Annotated in this window: 20 protein-coding genes; 12 read left to right on the top strand and 8 right to left on the bottom strand. The window is 72.6% G+C overall.

From position 1 onward, the window contains the following. Positions 1-29: 29 nt before the first annotated feature. On the bottom strand, positions 30-677 hold the full coding sequence (locus ABTZ03_RS23275; protein WP_350514969.1) for an ATP-binding protein: 648 nt from the start codon (positions 675-677) through the stop codon (positions 30-32). 251 nt (positions 678-928) lie between these two features. Between ABTZ03_RS23275 and ABTZ03_RS23270 the strand changes: the two genes are divergently transcribed. From ABTZ03_RS23270 to ABTZ03_RS23260, 3 genes are all read left to right on the top strand, one after another. Next, the gene (locus ABTZ03_RS23270; RefSeq protein ID WP_502894562.1) at positions 929-2,332 is read left to right on the top strand and encodes a helix-turn-helix domain-containing protein; all 1,404 of its coding nucleotides are present in this window, start codon (positions 929-931) and stop codon (positions 2,330-2,332) included. 33 nt (positions 2,333-2,365) lie between these two features. Next, positions 2,366-3,268, top strand: coding sequence for a phosphotransferase (locus ABTZ03_RS23265; RefSeq protein WP_350514967.1), 903 nt, complete (start codon positions 2,366-2,368; stop codon positions 3,266-3,268). A gap of 125 nt (positions 3,269-3,393) precedes the next feature. Continuing rightward, complete coding sequence (locus tag ABTZ03_RS23260; protein ID WP_350515022.1) at positions 3,394-4,452, top strand: IS630 family transposase; 1,059 nt, start codon at positions 3,394-3,396, stop codon at positions 4,450-4,452. Positions 4,453-4,466: 14 nt separating this feature from the next. Here ABTZ03_RS23260 and ABTZ03_RS23255 read toward each other — a convergent pair whose 3' ends face one another. The 5 genes from ABTZ03_RS23255 to ABTZ03_RS23235 form a co-directional block, all read right to left on the bottom strand. Beyond that, positions 4,467-4,973 (bottom strand): hypothetical protein, encoded by a 507-nt coding sequence (locus ABTZ03_RS23255; RefSeq protein WP_350514966.1) that lies wholly within the window; start codon positions 4,971-4,973, stop codon positions 4,467-4,469. Positions 4,974-5,471: 498 nt separating this feature from the next. Beyond that, the gene (locus tag ABTZ03_RS23250) at positions 5,472-6,650 is read right to left on the bottom strand and encodes an alpha-hydroxy-acid oxidizing protein (protein WP_350514965.1); all 1,179 of its coding nucleotides are present in this window, start codon (positions 6,648-6,650) and stop codon (positions 5,472-5,474) included. 180 nt (positions 6,651-6,830) lie between these two features. Next, on the bottom strand, positions 6,831-7,694 hold the full coding sequence (locus ABTZ03_RS23245) for a DUF4184 family protein (protein WP_350514964.1): 864 nt from the start codon (positions 7,692-7,694) through the stop codon (positions 6,831-6,833). Positions 7,695-7,835: 141 nt separating this feature from the next. Beyond that, positions 7,836-8,741 (bottom strand): hypothetical protein, encoded by a 906-nt coding sequence (locus ABTZ03_RS23240; RefSeq protein ID WP_350514963.1) that lies wholly within the window; start codon positions 8,739-8,741, stop codon positions 7,836-7,838. After that, a complete protein-coding gene (locus ABTZ03_RS23235; protein WP_350514962.1) occupies positions 8,738-9,064 on the bottom strand; it encodes a PadR family transcriptional regulator in 327 nt (108 codons plus the stop codon). Before ABTZ03_RS23235 ends, ABTZ03_RS23240 begins: the two co-directional genes overlap by 4 nt. 235 nt (positions 9,065-9,299) lie before the next feature. On the opposite strand from ABTZ03_RS23235, the gene ABTZ03_RS23230 reads away from it, so the two are divergent. Beyond that, on the top strand, positions 9,300-10,544 hold the full coding sequence (locus ABTZ03_RS23230; RefSeq protein ID WP_502894561.1) for a M20 metallopeptidase family protein: 1,245 nt from the start codon (positions 9,300-9,302) through the stop codon (positions 10,542-10,544). A 36-nt stretch (positions 10,545-10,580) separates the two neighbouring features. Here ABTZ03_RS23230 and ABTZ03_RS23225 read toward each other — a convergent pair whose 3' ends face one another. Further along, the gene (locus ABTZ03_RS23225) at positions 10,581-11,819 is read right to left on the bottom strand and encodes a citrate synthase (protein WP_350514961.1); all 1,239 of its coding nucleotides are present in this window, start codon (positions 11,817-11,819) and stop codon (positions 10,581-10,583) included. A 153-nt stretch (positions 11,820-11,972) separates the two neighbouring features. On the opposite strand from ABTZ03_RS23225, the gene ABTZ03_RS23220 reads away from it, so the two are divergent. Together ABTZ03_RS23220 and ABTZ03_RS23215 are read left to right on the top strand one after the other, a co-directional pair. Continuing rightward, a complete protein-coding gene (locus tag ABTZ03_RS23220; protein WP_350514960.1) occupies positions 11,973-13,154 on the top strand; it encodes a citrate synthase/methylcitrate synthase in 1,182 nt (393 codons plus the stop codon). A gap of 195 nt (positions 13,155-13,349) precedes the next feature. Beyond that, complete coding sequence (locus ABTZ03_RS23215) at positions 13,350-15,074, top strand: putative Ig domain-containing protein (RefSeq protein WP_350514959.1); 1,725 nt, start codon at positions 13,350-13,352, stop codon at positions 15,072-15,074. Positions 15,075-15,137: 63 nt separating this feature from the next. Here ABTZ03_RS23215 and ABTZ03_RS23210 read toward each other — a convergent pair whose 3' ends face one another. Next, a complete protein-coding gene (locus ABTZ03_RS23210) occupies positions 15,138-15,890 on the bottom strand; it encodes a hypothetical protein (RefSeq protein WP_350514958.1) in 753 nt (250 codons plus the stop codon). A 199-nt stretch (positions 15,891-16,089) separates the two neighbouring features. Between ABTZ03_RS23210 and ABTZ03_RS23205 the strand changes: the two genes are divergently transcribed. The 6 genes from ABTZ03_RS23205 to gnd all read left to right on the top strand — a co-directional run bounded on the left by ABTZ03_RS23205 (position 16,090) and on the right by gnd (position 20,833). Beyond that, a complete protein-coding gene (locus tag ABTZ03_RS23205) occupies positions 16,090-16,815 on the top strand; it encodes a 2OG-Fe(II) oxygenase (protein WP_502894560.1) in 726 nt (241 codons plus the stop codon). 9 nt (positions 16,816-16,824) lie between these two features. Then, positions 16,825-17,109: an Ada metal-binding domain-containing protein gene (locus ABTZ03_RS23200; RefSeq protein ID WP_350514957.1), complete on the top strand. Its 285-nt coding sequence runs from the start codon at positions 16,825-16,827 to the stop codon at positions 17,107-17,109. After that, complete coding sequence (locus tag ABTZ03_RS23195) at positions 17,106-17,651, top strand: hypothetical protein (RefSeq protein WP_350514956.1); 546 nt, start codon at positions 17,106-17,108, stop codon at positions 17,649-17,651. Before ABTZ03_RS23200 ends, ABTZ03_RS23195 begins: the two co-directional genes overlap by 4 nt. Next, positions 17,648-18,325: an alpha-ketoglutarate-dependent dioxygenase AlkB family protein gene (locus ABTZ03_RS23190; RefSeq protein ID WP_350514955.1), complete on the top strand. Its 678-nt coding sequence runs from the start codon at positions 17,648-17,650 to the stop codon at positions 18,323-18,325. The genes ABTZ03_RS23195 and ABTZ03_RS23190 overlap by 4 nt, the downstream gene beginning before the upstream one ends. Before the next feature lie 57 nt (positions 18,326-18,382). Then, the gene (locus tag ABTZ03_RS23185; RefSeq protein ID WP_350514954.1) at positions 18,383-19,156 is read left to right on the top strand and encodes a maleylpyruvate isomerase N-terminal domain-containing protein; all 774 of its coding nucleotides are present in this window, start codon (positions 18,383-18,385) and stop codon (positions 19,154-19,156) included. A gap of 225 nt (positions 19,157-19,381) precedes the next feature. Further along, positions 19,382-20,833 carry an NADP-dependent phosphogluconate dehydrogenase gene (gnd, locus tag ABTZ03_RS23180; protein WP_350514953.1) on the top strand — a complete coding sequence of 484 codons (1,452 nt, stop codon included), beginning with the start codon at positions 19,382-19,384 and terminating at the stop codon, positions 20,831-20,833. Positions 20,834-20,837 lie beyond the last annotated feature (4 nt).

Genomic DNA, 20,837 nt, shown 5'->3' with positions numbered 1-20,837 from the left:
CACATTGTCCGCGTTGCGGCCCCAGTGCTTTACGAGCACCGGGTCGACCTCACCAAGGACGCTTTCGACCCACACAGGGACGACTGCGTGGCCCCTCCGCCGCTGGGCCATCCGACGCACCCCGGCCAGGCACGACGAGCGAGCGCGGCGGCGTTCGCCTCCTGCACCACCCCCACCCGGCGCAGGACGACGTTCGGCTGCGCTTCCGCCTCGACAGCGGTGGCCTGGCCGAAGGTCTCCATCAACTGCACGTCGAGCTCGAACCACACGGACCAGCCGCTGGCCCGACCCGCGTTGTCGCGCCGCTGGTACCACCCCATGTCGTCCGCGTAACCCTCGACGACGGTGATCCCCCGACCGCCGGTCGCGTTCAGGTCCTCGGCGCGACTACCCATGTCGGGCACCGTGCTGCGGGGGTCGGTGACGGTGATCCGGAGCCGGCTTCGCCGGGTGTCGATCTCACCCACGATGAGCAAGTCGGCTTTCTCGTCGGCGTGTTGACCGCCGTACTTGATCGCATTGGTGACGAACTCCGAGCTGCACACGCGCAGGGCGTACGACCGGTCGTCGTCGAGGGCGACGGCTCTCAGGCGATTCACGTGGTCGCGGAGCTGGTTACGGATGTCGACCACGGAGGCGGTTCTCAGCGGGGCCCTGTGTTCGAAGACGCGGTACATGGGCTGTTCCTCCGGGCTGTACGTGGGGCGGGTGATCCCGGGCCGCCGGGAAACCTGCGAGCGGGCGCTCACCCTGCCCACTGAGATTCGCCGCACAACCACCGCCCGGCAAACGGAAGAAGTTCCTGTTCCTACTCGAACTCACTGGCTCCGGTCTCGATGTTTGATAAACCAGTAATGAGTTACTGGTCCTGACATGTCATCAGTAAATCTGGAGGCTAGGATTTCAGCCGGTGACAGGGAGGTGGGCCATGGCTCATGGGCCGTCCTGCGCAGCGCGCATCAGGGCTGCTGCCTCAGCGAAGAGTTGGACGATCGACACCACGGTGTCCGAGATCGTCGGGTGCTGCGATGTCAGTCCGCTTCGTGCTCACCGACTGGCCCGGGGATGGACGCGCGAGTGCGCGGTCGCCGAACTGATCGCCCTGTGTACAGCCTCCGGGCTCCATCGGCCGCGTCTTGACGCCGAGCAGCTGGGGGTGTGGGAACGGGGCGTCCGAACGCCCCGGATGCAGACCATCGACCTGCTGTGCCGCCTGTACGAGACCGATGCGCAGGGGCTCGGCCTCACCGGCGGCTACCGAACGGAGATCCCGTTCACCGGGGCCGCGTTCCCGGCGCCTGCCCACCCGCGCGTTGCAGCTGCCCGCTCTCCAACAGCCCTCTCCCTCCTCGGTGCCGGCGACGCCTTGGACGCGCTGTCCCGCTCCCACCGTCGCGCCATCGAGCGCACGCTGGCGGCGACGACACTCACCAGTGGTGAACTGGAGTCACTGGAAGGAAAGTTGCTCGCCCTGCGGAGGGAGTACGTCAGCGCTCCTCCGATGGTGATCCTGGCCAGGCTGCTGACCACCTTGGAGGAGGTCCGCCAGTACTCCGCGGAACGGCAGCCCGCACTCGTCCAGGTTCGGCTGTCCGAAATGCTCGCGGTACTGTCCACCCTCACCGCTGACGCCCTGATGAAGCTCGGGCGCAAAGAGCAGGCCCGGGACTGGTTCGGCACCGCAAGGTCAGCGGCCGACGACAGCGGCAATCGCGAACTGCGCACACGAGTACGCGTGCAGGCAGCGATGCTCCCGTTCTACTACGGACCCCTGGAGGAAGCGGCCACCCTCACTCATGAGGCCGTGCTCCTCAACCGCGGACGCCCGACCGTCAGCGGAGCCTTCGCCTCCGTCGCCGACGCCCGGGTCAGGGCACATCAGGGTGACCAGGAGGGAGCCCACACGGCAATCACGCAAGCCCGTGCCCTCTTCGAACGCAGCCGGCCACCAACCCAGGGCCACGAGGACGACGCCTGGGCGTTCCCCTACCGGCGCCTCCAGCTGTATCTGTCGGGCACCTACACAGCGCTCGGGGACACGGCACAGGCCGGATGGGCCCAGGACGAGGCGCTGCGCCTCTACCCCGACCACACCGGCATCGACCCGGCGCTGCTGCGGCTGGAGCAGGCGATGTGCCTGGTCAAACAGCACGGTGTGTCCGAAGCGTGCCAGCTGGCTCGCGAGACGTACCTAATGGTTCCCGAGGACCACCGCACGCAGATCCTCGGCACCCGCGCGGCCGACGTCATCAAGCTGACGCCGGAGAACGTACGGCCGCGCGCCGCCCGGGAGCTCAGCGAACTCCTGGCGCTGCCGGGCTGCGCGACGTGACAGATCGGCCCGCCGACCGGCAGCCTGACAAGCATGAGTACTCCGGTCGTCCGGATCGGCGGATTCGCCGAGTCCGAGGTTGTCACCGTTCTCGAAGCCGCCTGCACGCTTGTCGGGCTCGACCCGGCGGACGCCGTCGTGCTGCGTGGCCACACCAACGCCGTCTACCTCCTGCCGGCCGCCGGCGTGGTCGCCAAGATCGCCCGGGCCGGCACGTCCCTGACCGGTGTCCGTCGCACCGTGCAGCTGGTGCAGTGGCTCACCACTCACGGCTTCCCGACCGTCGAGTTGCTGCCGCTGGAGCAGCCGGTCATCGTCGACGGCAACGCCGTGACGTTCTGGCGCTACCTTCCTCAACCCGACCATCCCGTACCCGCGGCGCACCTCGCCGGACCGCTCCGTACGCTTCACGAGCTTCCGTCCCCTCCGTTCGAAGTGCGCCCCGTCGACACCGTCGGAGCGATCAGGCGCTCGATCGCCGAGACGACCGCGCTCCCCCACGATGACCTCGACTTCCTCGAACAGCGCTTGGCCGAACTGGACGCCGCACTGCGCCAGGTGCGCTACGCCCTGGCCCCCGGGGTGTTGCAAGGCGATCCGCAGCACCGGAACGCCCTGCACCACCAGGGGAAAGCGGTGTTGTGCGACTGGGACGCCGCCTGTTTCGGGCAGCCGGAGCTCGACCTCGTCACCGTCGAGATCCACTGCCGTCGCTTCGGCTACGGTTCGGCCCACTACCGGGCGTTCGCCGACCGGTACGGCTTCGACGTGACTTCGTGGGAAGGCTTTCCGGTGTTGTCCGGGCTGCGGGAACTGAGGATGATCACGACGAACGCCAAACGAGCTTCTGTCGGCAGCCCGACGCTCGAAGAGGTTCGTCGCCGTATCCAGGGCCTGCGCTCCGGCCGTGACGAGCTCAGCTGGAACATCATCTAGTGGCTCGGCTCGATAGGTCGACCGGGAAATTGATCGGCTGCTGGTAGTCCGTCAGGCTGTCTCCGGGATCTGATCTTGGAGGTGGTCGTGGGGCGTCGTCCGGGAGTGTCGTCCGGCCGGTGAGCATGGAGGAGGGCCGGCGGCTTCAACGGATCGGCCGGACCTCGAAGGATCCGGTCCGGCTGCGGCGGGCGATCGTGGTGCTGATGTCCGCGCAGGGCCAGCCGGTGAAGAACATCACCTCGCTGCCGCGGGTCGGCGAGGACTACGTGCGCGATGTCATCCACGCCTTCAACGAGCGGGGGTTCGACGCGCTGGACCCAAAATGGAGCGGGGGACGCCCGAAGACGATCAGTGACCAGGTGCGTGAGCGCATCTGCCTGATCGCCCGGACGTCCCCCGCCGACTGGGGCATCGCCGCGTTCTCCACCTGGAGCCTGACCAAGCTCGCCGAGCACCTGGTCAAGCACAGGGTCGTCACCGCGGTCAGCAGGGAGACCCTGCGCCGGATCCTGCGTGAGGGCAAGGTCTCCTGGCAGACGACAACGACGTGGAAGTCCTCCACGGACCCGGCGTTCATCGCCAAGATGCACCGCGTCCTGGAGCTTTACGACGCGCCGCCCGCCGACGGCCGGGTGGTCTGCGTCGATGAGTTCGGACCGCTCAACCTCCAGCCGCGCAAGGGCAAAGCGTGGCGCCCCGTGCGTTCGCCGCGTCGGCTACGGGCCACCTACAACCGCTTCGACGGCGTGATGCACATGCTCGCTGCCCTCGACCTGGCCACCGGCAAGATCTACTACCGGATCCGCAAGCGAAAGCGCTGGCTCGAGTTCCTCGGCCTGCTCAAGACCCTGCGCGCCCCCTGGCCCGGGGAGAAGCTGTACGTCGTGCTGGACAACTTCTCCCCGCACAAGCACCCCAACGTGCGGGCCTGGGCGGCGGTCAACCAGGTCGAGTTGGTCTTCCTGCCCACCTACGGCTCATGGCTGAACTGGATCGAGGCCGAGTTCGCGGCGCTTCGCTACTTCGCGCCCAACGGCACCGACCACCACAGCCACGACGAGCAGAACGCCGCCATCGGCGCCTACATCCGCTGGCACAACGCACGCGCCGAACCGAAGACCAACTTCGCCCCCGACTCACCCATCCGCACCTGGACCGATTACCCGGCCAAGGCTGCGTGACAAGACGCTAGGCATCAATCCGAGTCAACCTCCCGCCCTCCAGCGGCTACGATCAGCCACAGCAGCGCGCCTGAGGTGAACGGGACATCCTCGACAGCGACATCAATCCAGCCGGTCTCTCCCGCAGCCCCCGCATGCCACCAGGTCCATCCCCGCTCCGGCCCAGCGCCGTTCGGGTCAAACCAGTGCACCCACCCTGACAGCGTCCACGCCGGTTCGCATGCAGCCCGCTCTGCCTGTGTGAGACGACGCCAGGCCGCCAGCTCAAGTTGAGCCTGCTCAGGTGACCGCTCAGGAGCACACGCTTCGGCGAACCAAAGAGGCAGAGCAGCCCTCCAGCTCTCCAGCTCCGGCCATGGAGCCCGACCGCCCTCGAAGACAGACACCATGACCTCACGGGCACGCGAGATCACCGCACCAGGGTTCTCCGCAGCGAAAGTAATCCGACTGATCAGCGACTGCGGAACTTCCCCATCCACCGGACCGGACAGGACGCGTCGGAACTCCTCGACATTGATCACACCCGAATCCTGCCGCACGTCACCCTCGACATAGCCAGGCCAACGATCTGGGCAGTGCCACTAGCCAACTTGCAGGGCAGACCTGGTCGGGAGAGCAGGAGTCGTATTCCGGCGCTCTCAAGATGCCGGCATGGTCGGCCTGCATCGGCTTGTCCACCGAGGTACACGTTCCTCGGCAGAGCTATGACGTCGGGTGCCGCTTTCCTCCTCGATTCGGGAGAGGGGTGTCCACGCCGCCCACCCCTCGTCGACTACACCGATCTCGCCTTGCCGATGCACTGGGGGAAGGTAGTAGCTGGGACGAGCGAGTTAGTAGTCGTTGTTACATTGTCGAGCCGACCATCCCCGTCCGCGGCCGCGGTACCCGGACCGAGCGCCGACCGAGCCCGGACCGCCTCGCCCCGGTTCCCGGGCGCGGACCGGGAACCGAGGCGAGAGCGTGCACCGAAGCCCGGACGGTCACCGGCCCGCCGCGCGCGAACCTCCGACGGTGGTGGGTCAGAGCGTGCGCAGGGCGCCCTCCGCCCGCAGGTCGGCGAGGGTCGGGTAGCCGTCCACGGCCATGATCAGGTCGGCCTCGGCGAGCAGTGAGCGCAGGACGTGGACGATGCCGTCGGTGCCGCCGACCGCGAGGCCGTAGGCGTACGGGCGGCCGATGCCGACGGCGGTGGCGCCGAGGGCGAGGGCCTTGATCACGTCGGCCCCGGAGCGGATGCCGGAGTCGAACAGCACCGGCAGGCCGTCCGCCGCCTCGACCACGCCGGGCAGGGCCGTCAGGGCCGGGAGGCCGCCGTTGGCCTGGCGGCCGCCGTGGTTGGAGCAGTAGATCGCGTCCACGCCGCCGTCCCTGGCCCGGCGGGCGTCCTCGGGGTGGCAGATGCCCTTGAGGATGATCGGCAAGTCGGTGAGGGAGCGCAGCCAGGGCAGGTCTTCCCAGGTCAGCGGGTTGCCGAAGATCTGCACCCACTCGCGGACGACAGCCTGCGGGTCCTCCTCGGGCGTCTTGGCGAGGCGGGCCCGGAAGACCGGGTCGGAGGTGTAGTTGGCGAGGGCGTGGCCGCGCAGCTGGGGGAAGTTGCTCGCGCCCAGGTCGCGCGGGCGCCAGCCGGTGATCCAGGTGTCCAGGGTGATCACGATGCCCTTGAAGCCGGCCGCCTCCGCCCGGTGCACCAGGCTCTCGGCGAGCGCCCGGTCGGTGGGGGTGTAGAGCTGGAAGAAGCCGGGCGTCTCGCCGAACTCGGCGGCGACCTGCTCCAGCGGATCCACCGTCAGGGTCGAGGCGACCATCGGCACCCCGGTCCTGGCGGCGGCGCGGGCGGTGGCGAGGTCGCCGTGCCCGTCCTGGGCGCACAGCCCGATCACCCCGACCGGCGCCATGAACAGCGGTGACGGCAGCCGCAGTCCGAACAGGTCGACGCCCAGGTCGCGCCGGGCGGCGCCGACCATCATCCGCGGCACCAGGCCGAAGCGCTCGAAGGCCGTCACATTGGCCCGCTGGGTGAACTCGTCCCCGGCGCCGCCCGCCACGTAGGACAGCACCGAGGGCGGCAGTGCGGCCTGGGCCCGGGCCTCCAGCCCGGCGAAGTCCATCGGCATGGTCGGCTGGACCCCGAACAGCCCCTCGAAGTAGATCTCGTTCTGGAAGTCCCCGTACTGGCCCTTCGACTTCACGTCCACCGTGCTCGCCGTCCTTCCGACACCGCCCGTCCGGGGCCCTCCCGGTTGCGGCAGCTCCCACCGTGCCGACAAACCGGCCCGTGGACCATGTCCCCGGCACCAGTGGACGCCGCCCGGGTTTTGTCGCTACGGACAGAGCGGACGGGCCCGCAGTCGGGGATCGCCGTCGGGAACTGCGGGTCAGGCCGCGGTGTCGGCCGGTACGGCGTCCCGGTAGCGGCGGGCTCCCCCGGCGGCCCGGCGGATCCACCAGGCGGTGGCGTAGACGGCCAGGGCGGCGATCAGGCCGGCGCCCGCGCCCTTGGCCGCGTCGGACAGCACCCCTTCGACCAGGGCGTCCAGCGGGACCCCGTCCCTCGCCTCCGGGGCAGTGAGCCGCCACCAGGCGTGGGCGACGGCTCCGGCCAGGGCGCCCAGGGCCAGGGCGAGCAGGACCCGGCGGCGAGTCACGGCGGCGGGCCCGGTGAGGACCGTCCCGGCGCGGAGGCGGTCGCGGCGGCGCCAGCCGTACACCGCGAGGACGGCGAGGCCGCCGATCGTGCTCAGGTGCTGCAGCGCCCGCGCCCAGCTGAAGCTGCCGACCAGGGTGGAGTTCAGCCAGTGGATGTGGGTGACCACGAAGCCGTCGAAGTGGGTGAAGGAGTCCCAGACCAGGTGGGTGGCGATGCCGATCAGGGCGGAGAGCAGCACCCACCCCGCCCGCCGGGCCACCGCGCCGACCGTGCGGGCGACCGAGCGGGAGGGCGGCTGTGCGGTGTCGGGCGGCAGCCGCAGCAGGGCGGCCACCGGCTGGTGGGCGGCCAGGAACAGGCCCCAGAGCAGCAGGGTGTACGGCAGCGTGACGGCGGGGACGCCGGACACCGAGTGGGTGGTGGTGGCGTTGACGAAGGGCTCGTACCAGGACTGGGCGCTGACCGGCAGGCCGATCGTGGAGACGAAGTAGGGCAGATCCGGGGCGACGGCACCGGCGACCAGCGCGGCCCGGCTGAACGGGCTGCGCAGCAGCGGCAGGACGGCGGCGGGGTGGGACAGGGTGAACGGCATGGCTTTCCTCTCACGCGGACCAATAGTCCGTTGAACGGAATGCTACGTCAAACGGACTAATACCCGTGCGACGGACCCTGCCGAACGCGACGAACCCCGCCGAGGGGCCGGGAGGGGCCGTTCGGCGGGGTTCGGGAGCACTCAGGGGGAGGTTCGCGCCAACCGGACGGCGAGCAGACCGCCGGCCGCGACGGCCGTCAGGACGGTCGCCAGGCAGGCGACGGCGGTCGCGTCGCCCCAGGCGGTGGTGCAGGCCTCGGCCAGCAGCGGCGGGGCCGCCAGGGCCGTGGCGGCCAGCTCGCGACCGCCGTTCGAGCCGCTGCGGGAGCCCTGCCGCCAGGCCAGCGCGACGCCCGTCGCACCGAGGACCAGCAGCGGCCAGCAGCCGTAGTCGGTGGAGACCCCGGGCAGCACGTGCGCATCGACGGCCGCCCGTGGCACCAGGACGAGCGCGACCATGGCCCCGGCCACACCCGCGCGACCGGCCGCCATGCCCTCCGAACGCCGGTCCGGCGGGCAGCCCAGCAGCACGGCCGCCGCCAGCACGGCCGCGGCCGGGACGGCGACCGGGGACCCGAAGGCGGGGCCGCTGACCACCGCGGCCGCCGCGAAGGCGAGCAGCCCGAGCACCGTGCAGGGCACGCCCACCCGCCACCGGCCGGCCAGCGCGGTCGCCGCCCCCACGAACACCAGCAGGGCGGAGAGCAGCAGCACGCCCCAGGTCCCGGACAGGTCGACCCGGAGTTGCACCCCCAGGGGCGTGGGCGAGGCGACCACGGCGGCGTACCAGCGCAGCAGGTGCAGGCCGCCGGCGGCGGCCGAGGCGGCCAGCACCAGGGGCTGGGCCAGGCCGAGGACCTTGGGGAGGGCGGCGGCGGGCCCCAGCCCCACCCGCATCCGCAGCGCCTGCCCCGCCAGGTCGGCGCCGTCCCGCAGGCGCACGCCCAGCGGCTCGCCCGCCGTCAGCTCGTGGAAGGTCGCGGCGATCTCCTCGCCGTGGGCGCGGCGGTAGGCGGCGGGGTAGAGCCGCAGCACGTGTTCGATCATGGGCCGGTCGCCGCCGGGCGGACCACGGACAGGCGTCGGGCGGCCTCCCGCGCCGTCGCCGCCAGGCGTTCGGCCTCGGCGGCCAGCCGTTCGCGCCCGGTCGGGGACAGATCGAAGATCCGCCGGGCCCGGCCGTCCACGATCTCCTCGCGCTCGACCACGATCAGGCCGTCGGCCAGCAGCCGGTCCAATGCCCCGTAGAGGGCTCCGGTGCGCAGCGAGACCCGGCCGTCGGTGATGGCCTTGATCTCCTGGGCGATGGCGTATCCGTGCCGGGGGGCGTCCGCGAGGGCGGTCAGGACCATCACGGTGGGTTCTTGCATCACTCGCTCACTCACCCCATGACGATAGTCACTCCGTCGGACTATCTCAACGAAGCGGCCGTCCCGACGGAGGCGGACACTGCACCCAGGCCCGCCGAAACCGCACCGGACCCGCCGAACTCGTGGCGGATTCCGTGAACCCGGCCACCCCGGGCCGGGCGACGGTCGATCCTGGAGCCCGCCCCATCCGTGATTCCGTTCGACGTCGCCGACTCCGTTCGATCCTGGAGGCACCGTGCCCGACCCATCCGCGTCCGCCGACCCGCTCGACCTACTGGCACTGCCCGAACTCGCCCGCTCGGCCGCCCGGATCCAGCCCGAACTCACCACCCTGAGGCGCAAGTTGCACCAGGTGCCGGAGATCGCGCTGGACCTGCCGCGGACCCGGGAGCTGCTGCTCGGGGCGCTCGACGGCCTGCCGCTGGAGCTCACCCTGGGCAAGGAGCTGAGCTCGATCACGGCGGTGCTGCACGGTGGGCGCCCCGGGCCGGCGGTGTTGCTGCGCGCCGACATGGACGCGCTGCCCGTCCAGGAGAACGTCCGGGTGCCGTACGCCTCCAGGATCCCGGGCCAGATGCACGCCTGCGGGCACGACCTGCACATGGCCGCACTCGTCGGCGCCACCCGACTGCTGGCCGAGCGGCAGGCGGAGCTGCCCGGCGACGTGGTGCTGATGTTCCAGCCCGGCGAGGAGGGGGCGGGCGGCGCCCAGCTGATGGTGGACGCGGGCGTCCTGGAGGCGGCCGGCCGGCGGGTGGTGGCCGCGTACGCCCTGCACGTGGCCTCCGCGCTGCTGCCGAACGGGGTGGTCGCCGCCCGCCCCGGGCCGATGCTGGCCGCCTCGGACACCCTGTGGGTCACCCTGCGCGGGCGCGGCGGGCACGGCTCCAGCCCGCATTCGGCGCTGGACCCGGTCCCGGCGCTGTGCGAGGCGGTGCTGGCCCTCCAGACGATGGTGACCCGGCGGCTGGACGCCTTCGACCCGGTGGTGCTGACCGTCGGCACGCTGAACGCCGGTACGGCGGCCAATGTGATCCCCGACGAGGCGCGGTTCTCGGCGACCCTCCGCTCCTTCTCCGAGCGCTCGCGGGACCTGGCGCACACCGAGGCGCTCCGGGTGGTCCGCGGGGTCGCGGCCGCTCACGGGCTGGAGGCGGTGGCCGAGGTGGAGCCCGGCTACCCGGTGACCGTCAACGACCCGGTGGAGGCGGCCTTCGCGGCCGGCCTGGCGACCCGGCTGCTCGGGCCGGAGCGCTACGCCGAGATGCCCCAACCGATCGCCGGCTCCGAGGACTTCGGCGTGCTGGCCGCGCTGGTCCCGTCGGCCTTCGTGATGCTCGGCGCCGTCCCGACGGACGGCCGCGACCCCTTCACCGCGCCCTACAACCACTCCCCCGACGCCGAGTTCGACGACAGCGTGCTCGCCGACGGCGCCGCGCTGCTGGCCGGGCTGGCCCTGGGAAGGCTGGCCCGGGGGTAGGCCCGGCTCGAAGGGCGGCTCGGGAAGGCCGGCCCGTCACCTCCCGTCGGGGCCGAGCGGCCGCGCCTCCGGGCGCGGCCCGGTGTAGCTCGCCCGGGCCCGCATCCGCAGCGGCTCCTCCTGGTACTCCTCCACCGCGTGGGCCAGCCAGCCCGGGGTGCGGGCCACCGCGAAGACCACCTCGCCGGCCTCGGCCGGCAGTCCGGCGGCCAGGGCCAGGGCGGACAGCGCGAGGTCGATGTTGGCCCGGGGCCCCGGCCCGCCGGCCGGGGCGGCCGCCGCCTCCACCGCGGCGACGGCCGCCACCACGGCCGCACCGCCGTCCAGCAGCGCCACCGCGTCCAGCAGCGCCACCGCCCGGGGGTCGCCCTCGGGGTAGAGCCGGTGGCCGAGGCCCGGGATCGGGCGGCCGGTGCGCAGGTAGTCGGAGACCACCGGTACGGCGCCGGCGGCCAGCACCTCGGCGAGCATCCGGTGCGCCAGCGGGCTGGCCGCACCGTGCAGCGGGCCGTCGGTGGCGCCGAGCCCGGCCGAGACCACGGCGTACGGATGGGCCCGCGCCGAGGCCGCCACCCGGGCCGCCACCGTGGACACCGCCAGCTCGTGGTCGATCAGCAGCACCAACGCGCGGTCCAGGCAGGCCAGCGCCTCGGGCGTCGGTGCGTCGGTGGCGAGCCGGCTCCACAGCCGCGCCGCCAGCGAGGCGTCCGGCCCGGAGTCGGGCGCGGTGCGCGGCAGGGCCTCCACCATCCCGGCGATCAGCGCCGCCCCGGCCGCCAGCACGGTCTGCTCGCGCAGGTCGAAGCGGAGCGGGTCGAGCGCGGCCGCGACGGTGACGGAGATCCGCAGCCGGTCCGGCAGTCGGATCCCGTCCGGCAGCGCGGCGGCGGCCCGGGACAGCGCCTCGGCGGTGGCGGGCGGCACCCGCAGTGCCACCGGGGCGTCGGCGCCCCGGCCCCAGAGCCAGCCGATCGCGGCCTCGAAGCCGTACCGGGTGGCGAGTTCGACGGCGTCCCGGCCGCGGTAGTAGAGCCGGCCGTGCTCGATCAGGGTCAGCCCGGTCCGTACCGTGACCGGTTCGCCGACCACCGGACGCACCGGCGTGCGGCGCCCACGGGCGGCCAGCTCCGCCACCTCGTCGGCGTCGAAGGTGCTGCCCTTGCCGTCCGGCGCCCGCTCACTGCTGAGCTGCCCCCGACTGGCGTAGGCGTACACCGTCTCCACCTTGACACCGAGTCGTTCGGCGACCTGCCGGGTGGTCAGGCGTTCGCCCATGGTTCCCCTCGTCTCCCCGCGCACCTGGATCACCGCATCTCGATGATGATCTGGAGTATTCCATATTGATCGTAATCAACATTGACAACGTGGATCAATGCTCGGAGAGTACGGATCGTCACCCGGAACAACCGCCCGAGGAGGGCCACCACCATGTCGAACACCACCCAGATGTCGAGCACCACCCGGATAGAGGTCCCGCGCGGTCTGAAGGGCGTCGTGGTCACCGAGACCGCACTCAGCGACGTCCGCGGGCTGGAGGGCTTCTACCACTACCGCCAGTACTCGGCGATCGAGCTCGCCGAACAGCGCACCCTGGAGGACGTCTGGCAGCTGATGCTGTTCGGCGAGCTGCCCGACGCGGCCGGGCGCAGCACCTTCCTGGCCCGCACCGCGCCGCTGCGCCGGCTCCCCGACGCGCTCCGCCCGCTGCTGCCCGCGCTCGCGGCGGCCACCGTGCACGGCGGCCCGCTCAGCGCCCTGGGCGCCGCGCTCTCGATCGCCGCCGCCGACCGCGGCATCCGCCCGCTCTACGACACCGCCCCCGACCGGCGGGTCGAGGACGCGCTGTTCGCCACCGCACTGGTACCGACCGTCCTCGCCGCGCTGTACCGGCTGCAGCACGGCGAGGAGCCGGTGGAACCGCGCGACGACCTCGGCCACGCGGCCAACTACCTCTGCATGCTGACCGGCCAGGAGCCCGAGCCCGCCAAGGCCCGGGCGATCGAGCAGTACCTGATCTCCACGGTGGACCACGGCTTCAACGCCTCCACCTTCACCTCCCGGGTGATCGCCTCCACCGGGGCCGACCTGGTCGCCTGCCTGGTCGGCGGGCTGGGCGCGCTCTCCGGACCGCTGCACGGCGGCGCGCCCAGCCGGGCGCTGGACACCCTGGACGCGATCGGTACCCCGGACCGGATCGACGACTGGATCCGGGAGCACGTGCTGGCCGGCGACCGGATCATGGGCTTCGGCCATCCCGTCTACCGCACCGAGGACCCGCGCTCCCGGATGCTGCGCGGGATCGCCCGGTCCTTCGGCGGGGAGCTGGTCGACCTCGCCGTCCAGGTGGAGTCCCGGGTGGAGGCGATCCTCGCCGAGCTGAAGCCGGGCCGCGAGCTCCACACCAACGTGGAGTTCTACGCCGGCGTGGTGATGCACCTGTGCGGCCTGCCCAGGGACATGTTCACGCCCACCTTCGCCGCGGGCCGGGTGATCGGCTGGAGCGCCAACATCCTGGAGCAGGCCGCCGACCCCAAGATCATCCGCCCGGCCGCCCGCTACACCGGCCCGACCGCCCCGCAGCCGCTGCCGCTGCCGCTGCCGACGGCCTGACCCGTCTGACCCTCCCGAACCACCGAACCCGCCCGACCCACCCGACCGCCGGGCCCCGTCGTCGAACCGACGGGGCCCTCTGCGCCGAATCGTCGTGTTCCGTTCAAGCCCCGCTCACCGCATCATGGCACGGTGTCAGCCACGCCTACGCGCGTAGCAATCCCCTGTACCCCCACACCACAAGGGACTTGACCGATGCTCAGACACCTCGACGCCATCCGCCCACTCGCCCTGGGAGCCGTCGTCCTCACCGTCCTCGCCGGTGCGGGCGCCGCGCCCCACCGGGCCGCGGCGGCGCCCGCGACCGCACCGGCGCCCGCCGCCGCCACGGCCGCCAAGCACCGCGTCCTGTTCGACGCCAGCAAGGCGGAGACCGCCGGCAACGCCGACTGGATCATCAGCACCAGCCAGCCCGACCCGCTCGCCGAGAACGCCGACCCGCAGTCCGAGACCGACTGGACCGGCGCCATCTCCAGCTGGGGCGTCGCTCTCCAGAAGACCGGCCAGTACAGCCTCAAGACCCTGCCGAGCGGCTCCACCATCACCTACGGCACCGGCGGCGCGCTGGACCTCGCCAACTTCGACGAGTTCGTCCTGCCCGAGCCGAACATCCGGCTCAGCGACGCCGAGAAGACCGCCGTGATGACCTTCGTCCAGAACGGCGGCGGTCTGTTCCTGATCTCCGACCACACCGGCAGCGACCGCAACAACGACGGCTGGGACTCCCCCGCCATCATCAACGACCTGATGACCACCAACTCGGTCAACAGCAAGGACCCGTTCGGGCTCTCCGTCGATCTGCTCAACATCCAGACCGACAACCCGACCGCGATCAACGACGCCACCGACCCGGTGCTGCACGGCCCCTTCGGCACCGTCACCGGCAGCATCATCCGCAACGGCACCACCTTCACCCTCAAGCCCGCCGACAACCCCGCCGTCAAGGGCATCGTCTACCGCACCGGCTCCTCCGGCACCACCGGCGCCTTCTTCGCCACCAGCAGCTTCGGCAAGGGCCGGGTCGCCCTGTGGGGCGACAGCTCGGCCATCGACGACGGCACCGGCGAATCCGGCAAGACCCTCTACAACGGCTGGAACGACCCGGCCGGCACCGACGCCGCGCTCGGCCTCAACGCCACCGCCTGGCTCGCCGCGGGCAGCGGCGGCGGCACCACCGGCAGCGTCACCCTCGGCAACCCCGGCACCCGCACCGCCACCGTCGGAACCGCCACCAGCCTCCAGCTCTCCGCCACCGACACGGCCGGCGGCACCCTCGGCTACACCGCCTCCGGCCTGCCCGCGGGCCTCGGCCTCAACGCCACCACCGGCCTGATCAGCGGCACCCCGACCGCCGCCGGCAGCTACTCCGTGACGGCCACCGCCACCGACTCCACCGGCCCGTCCTCCTCCGTCACCTTCACCTGGACCGTCCAGCCCACCGGCGGCGGCAACTGCGCCCCGGCCCAACTGCTCACCAACCCCGGCTTCGAGGCCGGTTCGACGACCGGCTGGACCGAGACCAACACCAGCGGCACCAGCACCATCAACAGCGGCTCCAACGAGCCCCCGCACTCCGGCAGTTACGACGTCTGGCTGGACGGCTACGGCAGCACCAACACCGACACCCTGGCCCAGACGGTGACCCTGCCGACCGGCTGCAGCAGCTACACCTTCAGCTTCTGGCTGCACATCGACACCGCCGAACCCACCACCAGCGCGTACGACAAGCTGACCGTCACCGCGAACGGCACCACCCTGGCGACCTACTCCAACGTCAACGCGGCCACCGGCTACCAGCAGCACAGCCTCGACCTGTCCGGCTACGCCGGGCAGACCGTGACCCTCAAGTTCACCGGCGCCGAGGACTACACCAAGCAGACCTCCTTCGTCCTGGACGACACCGCCGTCAACGTGGCGTGAGCCAGCGCCGGTTGGCCTCCCTGGGCAGGGAGGCCAACCGGCGATCCGGCCGACCGGCCGGGTCTACGACCTCAGGACGACGGGCTCCGCGAGGGCGAGTCCGGACCACCGCTCCACCTCCTCCGCGTGACCACCGACCGCCGTCGCACGCGCGACGGCCGCGGCCTCCTCCACCCTCGGCGCCCCCGCACCGCGGGTGAGCAGCGCCAACGGCCACGCCGGTACGGCGGACCGCTCACCGTCGAAGGCGTGCCAGTCCCAAGCGGCGTCGAACCGCCAGGCCCGACCGGCCCGGTCGGCGACCTCGTCACCCGGTTCGAGGAAGGCAAAGGGCCGGAAAAGCAGCCTGAGCCGGATCGGCTCACCGCCCGCCGGGTCGAGCTCGTACGCCTGGTACTCGCGCTCGGGATCGTGGGTCTCGCCCTGCCGCAGGACGTCGAGGTAGCAGGCGGGCCGGGGCAACCATCCGGTCACCAGCGGCGGTTCGAAGCGGTGCACCGCCACCACGTGCACCACTGTCGGCGGTATCCCCACCAGGCAGGTGCCACCCGCCTCCAGCGCGCCCGGCGGTGGTTCCGTCCGGAAGAACGAGCGCTCCCAGTCGCGGTCCTCGGGCGTCGGCAGCGCCACGTCCCCGTTCCAGCTGACGCCCTCCGCCTCCGGGTCGACCTCCCACCACGGCCAGCGCAGCGAGACGTGGTCGCGCCTGACCCCGGTGACCGCCGCCTCGACGAACGGGCACTCCACCATCAGCACGTCACCCCGTCGGAACCGGCCGGTCTCCGCCCGCCGGCCGTCCGTACGCCCGTCCACCATGTGTCTCCTCCTCCGGCCCTCCCCCAAGCTCAGGGCGATCATCACAGACGGCACTGACAACGCTCCGCCCCTCCCGGAACGTCCGGTCCGAAACCCGCCAGCGCCCGTCGCCCACCCGTCACAGACTGGTTCCGGCGCGGCGGCCGCGACGAACGGTCGGCCCCGCCCGCGCCGTACCGTCCAGCAGCGAGGAACCCCCGTGATCACCCGCACCGCAACCGCCGTCGCCCGGCAGCGCGTCGACTCGGCCGACTGGCCCGCCCTCGGCGAGGAGCTCGACGCCCACGGCTGCGCGCTCACCCCGCAGTTGCTCACCCGCCAGGAGTGCCGTGAGCTGGCCGCGCTCTACGAGCGGCACGAACTGTTCCGCAGCACCGTCGACATGGCTCGCCACCGCTTCGGCTCCGGCCAGTACCGCTACTTCACCCACGACCTGCCCGAGCCCGTCCAGGCGCTGCGCCGGGCCCTCTACCCCCACCTGCTGACCGTCGCCCGCGGCTGGGCGGCGAAGTTGGGCCGCCCCGCGCCCTGGCCCGACGACCTGGACGAGTGGCTGGAGCGCTGCCACGCGGCCGGGCAGGCCAAGTCCTCGCAGATCCTGCTGCGTTACGGGCCCGGCGACTGGAACGCGCTGCACCGGGACCTCTTCCGCGACCTGGTCTTCCCGCTCCAGGTGGTCATCGGCCTCGACGAGCAGGGCACCGACTACACCGGCGGCGAGTTCCTGCTCGTCGAGCAGCGCCCGCGCGCCCAGTCCCGCGGCACCAGCACCGTGCTTCGGCAGGGCCACGGCCTGGTCTTCACCACCCGCGACCGGCCGGTCCGTTCGGCCCGGGGGTTCTCCGCGAGCCCGGTCCGGCACGGTGTCAGCACCGTCCGCTCGGGCCGCCGGCACGCGCTCGGCCTCGTCTTCCACGACGCCTGAGGCAGCGCCGTGACCACTCCCCGCCCCCGCACCTACCGGCTGCTCGGCCCCGACGGCCGCACCCGTACCAGCACCCTGCCGGGCACCCTCGGCGGCTACCGCCCCGACCGCATCTACGGGCGGCTGGACTGCCCGTCGGCCCGGCGCGCCCTCGCCGCCGGGGGCTACATCCGCCACCGGGTCTTCTTCGCCGACGAGCCGACCGCCCTCGCGGCCGGCTACCGGCCCTGCGGCGTCTGCCTGCCCACCAAGTACCTCCGCTGGAAAGCCCGTCAAGGGGAACAGCACCCATGACCCCCTCGCCACTGCTCCGCCCCGCCGAACTCGCGGCCTACGGCCCGCTGCCCGCCCCCGCCGGGCACACCGACGCCGAACTCACCTCCCTGCTCCGCCTGTTGAGCACCGGACGGCCCCGCATCCACACCGTCGCCGTCGGCCACAGCCGGGACGACGCCTCCCGGGCGGCCGCCGAGGCCTTCACCGAGGCCTGGCGGGCGCGCGGCGGAGCCGTCCTCGCCGTCGTCGACTGGCCCGAGCAGGCGGCCTCCTGGCTGCGCCCGGCGCGGGGGGGGGGGGGGCCCCCCCCCCCCGCCGGGGTGGTGGCCGCCCCACCCCGCGCCAGGGGCCACCAGGCGCCGCGGCGGGGGCACAGCACCGGGTGGTCCCCAGCCCGGACCTTCGGCTTCGCCGCCCTGGCCGAGCCGCGTGCCGTCGCCCTCGCGGGCCCGGACACCGTGGACGGCCTGCGCGGCGCCACGGCGGACGGCGGCAGCTGGGAGATCCGGCACGGCTGGCAGGTCACCCCGCTGCCGCCCTCGGACGGCGGCGGCCGATGACCTCGACCCCACCGCTCTTCCCGCTGCCGCCCGTCCCCCGGACCGAGCTCGCCCCCGGCGCGGTGCACGTGCCCGGCTGGCTGACGATCGAGGAGCAGCGCGCGCTCGTCACCGCCTGCCGGGGCTGGGCGCGCGGCCCGGTGCCGATCCGGCACACCCGGGTGCCGGGCGGCGGCGTGATGTCGGTGCAGACCGTCTGCCTCGGCTGGCACTGGCAGCCCTACCGGTACAGCCGGACGGCGGGCGACGTGAACGGCGAGCGGGTGGCCGACTTCCCGGACCGGCTGGCCGAGCTGGGCCGCCGAGCCCTCGCCGACGCCTACCGGGATCCGGCCGCCGCGGCCGGGTACCGCCCCGACACCGCGCTGATCAACTACTACGACCACGAGGCCCGGCTCGGCATGCACCAGGACAAGGATGAGAAGTCCGACGCGCCGGTGGTGTCGCTGAGCATCGGCGACCGCTGCGTCTTCCGCCTCGGCAACAGCGAGTCCCGCAACCGCCCCTGGACCGACGTCGAACTCGCCTCCGGCGACCTGCTGGTCTTCGGCGGCCCGTCCCGCTTCGCCTACCACGGCGTGCCCAGGATCCACCCGGGCACCGGTGACCCGGCCACCGGTCTGGCCCGCGGCCGCCTCAACCTCACCCTGCGCGTCACCGGCCTGTCCGGGTGAGCTCACGGGAGCACCCGCCGCGTTTGGCGGACCGTACCGCCGGGATACCCATGCCGCATGGTTCCCACCGAAGTCGCCGACGCGCTGCCCGAGCTGGTCCCCTTCCTCCGTGCCGTCCAGCAACGGCGCCCCGACAACGGCACCTGGTGCGAGGGCTGGACGGTCCGCGACGTGCTGGCCCACCAGGCCGGCAACGCCGAGGAGCTCGCCCGGGTGCTGCGGGCCGTCCTGGTGGGCGCCCCGGTGGAGACCCGCGGCTTCACCCGTGAGGCCCCGTACCGGCGGATGTCCGACGCCGAGCTCTGGACGGCGTTCACCAGCCGCTGCGCGGAACTGACCGAGGTCGCCTCGGCAGCGGCGAGCAACCTGGCCCCCGAGACCGAGATCTGCTGGACCCGCCGGACGGTGACCGTGCCGTTCTTCCTGGAACACCTGCGCGAGGAACTGGTCATGCACCGCTGGGACCTCACCGGGGACGACCGGACCGCGACGGCGGCGCTCGACGAGCCCTGGATGACCCGGCACACCGTGCTGTCCGTCGGCCGGCCGCTGTTGGTCAAGGGCGCGGCCGGGCTCGGCATCGGTCCCGGTGGAAGTCCGGTCGAGGGCCGGCTGCGCGTCCCGGGCACCGACGACGTGCTGGTGACCGCCGACGCCGAGGGCGTCAGCATCGGATTCGCCGCCGCGGACGGCCCGGCCACCATCGAGAGCGACGCGGCCACCCGGGTGCTCCTGCTCTGGGGACGCCGCCCCGCGGACCCGACCCGCTGGCACAGCAGCGCCGGGCCGGAGGCCCTGGTGAGGTTCCGGAACCTCCTCGGCGGCTACTGAGCCCGGCGACGCCGACGACCCGCCGCCCGCGGCCTTTGCACCCGGCCCTGAACGGGCTAGCCTCCCGGGCGCGGCGCACCGTCCGGCGGCGATCCTGAAGTCCGGCCGCCCCGGCCGGTCCTCCGCTGCGCGGTGGCAGGCACGAGACTCCAGGCCCCGCGGTACGCGACACCCGGTACGAGCCGGCGGGCTCTCCGGACGCCCTGAGGAAGGAAGCAGCAGGTCATGGACGCATCCGCACAGATCGGCGTGACGGGGCTGGCGGTCATGGGCCGCAACCTGGCCCGGAACTTCGCCCGCAACGGCTACACGGTCGCAGTGCACAACCGCACCCCCGCCCGGACCAGGGCCCTGGTCGAGGAGTTCGGCCAGGAGGGAACGTTCGTCCCGGCGGAGTCGGCGGAGGACTTCGTGGCCGCGTTGGAACGGCCGCGCCGACTGCTGATCATGGTGAAGGCCGGCGGGCCGACCGACGAGGTGATCGAGGAGTTCGCCCCGCTGCTGGAACCGGGCGACATGATCATCGACGGCGGCAACGCCCACTTCGCGGACACCCGCCGGCGCGAGAGGGCGCTGCGCGAGCGCGGCATCCACTTCGTCGGCAGCGGTGTCTCCGGCGGCGAGGAGGGCGCCCTGCACGGCCCCTCGATCATGCCCGGCGGCTCCACCGAGTCCTACACCGTGCTCGGCCCGATGCTGGAGCGGATCAGCGCCAAGGTGGACGGCGAGCCCTGCTGCACCCACATCGGCACCGACGGCGCCGGGCACTTCGTGAAGATGGTGCACAACGGCATCGAGTACGCCGACATGCAGCTCATCGCCGAGGCCTACCACCTGCTGCGGGACATCGGCGGGTACTCCCCCGCCGAGATCGCCGGGATCTTCCGGCACTGGAACCAGGGTCGGCTGGACTCGTACCTCATCGAGATCACCGCCGAGGTCCTCGCCCACACGGACGCCGGGACCGGCAGGCCCTTCGTCGACATCGTCCGGGACGCCGCCGAGCAGAAGGGCACCGGACGCTGGACCGTGCAGACCGCGCTCGACCTCGGCTCCCCGGTCACCGCGATCGCCCAGGCCACCTTCGCCCGGGTCGCCTCCAGCCGAGCCGAACTGCGCGCCGCCTACCGCCCGTTGCCCGGCGGCACCGAGCACGAGCTGCGCCCGCACGAGGCCGAACGCTTCACCCGGGACGTCGAGCAGGCGCTGTACGCGTCGAAGGTCATCGCCTACGACCAGGGCTGGACCATGATCCGCGACGCGGCGGCCGAGTACGGCTGGGACGTCGACCTCGGCGCGGTGGCGAAGATCTGGCGCGGCGGCTGCATCATCCGGGCCGCCTTCCTGGACCGGATCCGCGCCGCCCACGCCGACAACCCGGACCTGGTGAGCCTGCTGGCCGAGAAGCAGTTCGCCACCGAGGTCTCCGACGCCCAGGCGGCCTGGCGCACGGTCGTCGCCGGGGCGGCCCAGCACGGCATCCCGGTGCCGGCCTTCTCCGCCGCGCTGGCCTACTACGACACCCTGCGCAGCGAGCGCCTGCCCGCCGCACTGATCCAGGGGCAGCGCGACTTCTTCGGCGCCCACACCTACCACCGCACCGACCGGCCGGGCAGCTACCACACCCGCTGGGCCGAGCCCGGCCGCCCCGAGGAGCGGACGGACACCGGGGCGTAGGCGG

This window comes from Kitasatospora sp. NPDC096077 (assembly GCF_040303245.1).
Lineage (GTDB): Bacteria > Actinomycetota > Actinomycetes > Streptomycetales > Streptomycetaceae > Kitasatospora.
Note: the sequence above shows the minus strand (reverse complement) of the source record. Positions and strands in the feature narration are given on the sequence as shown.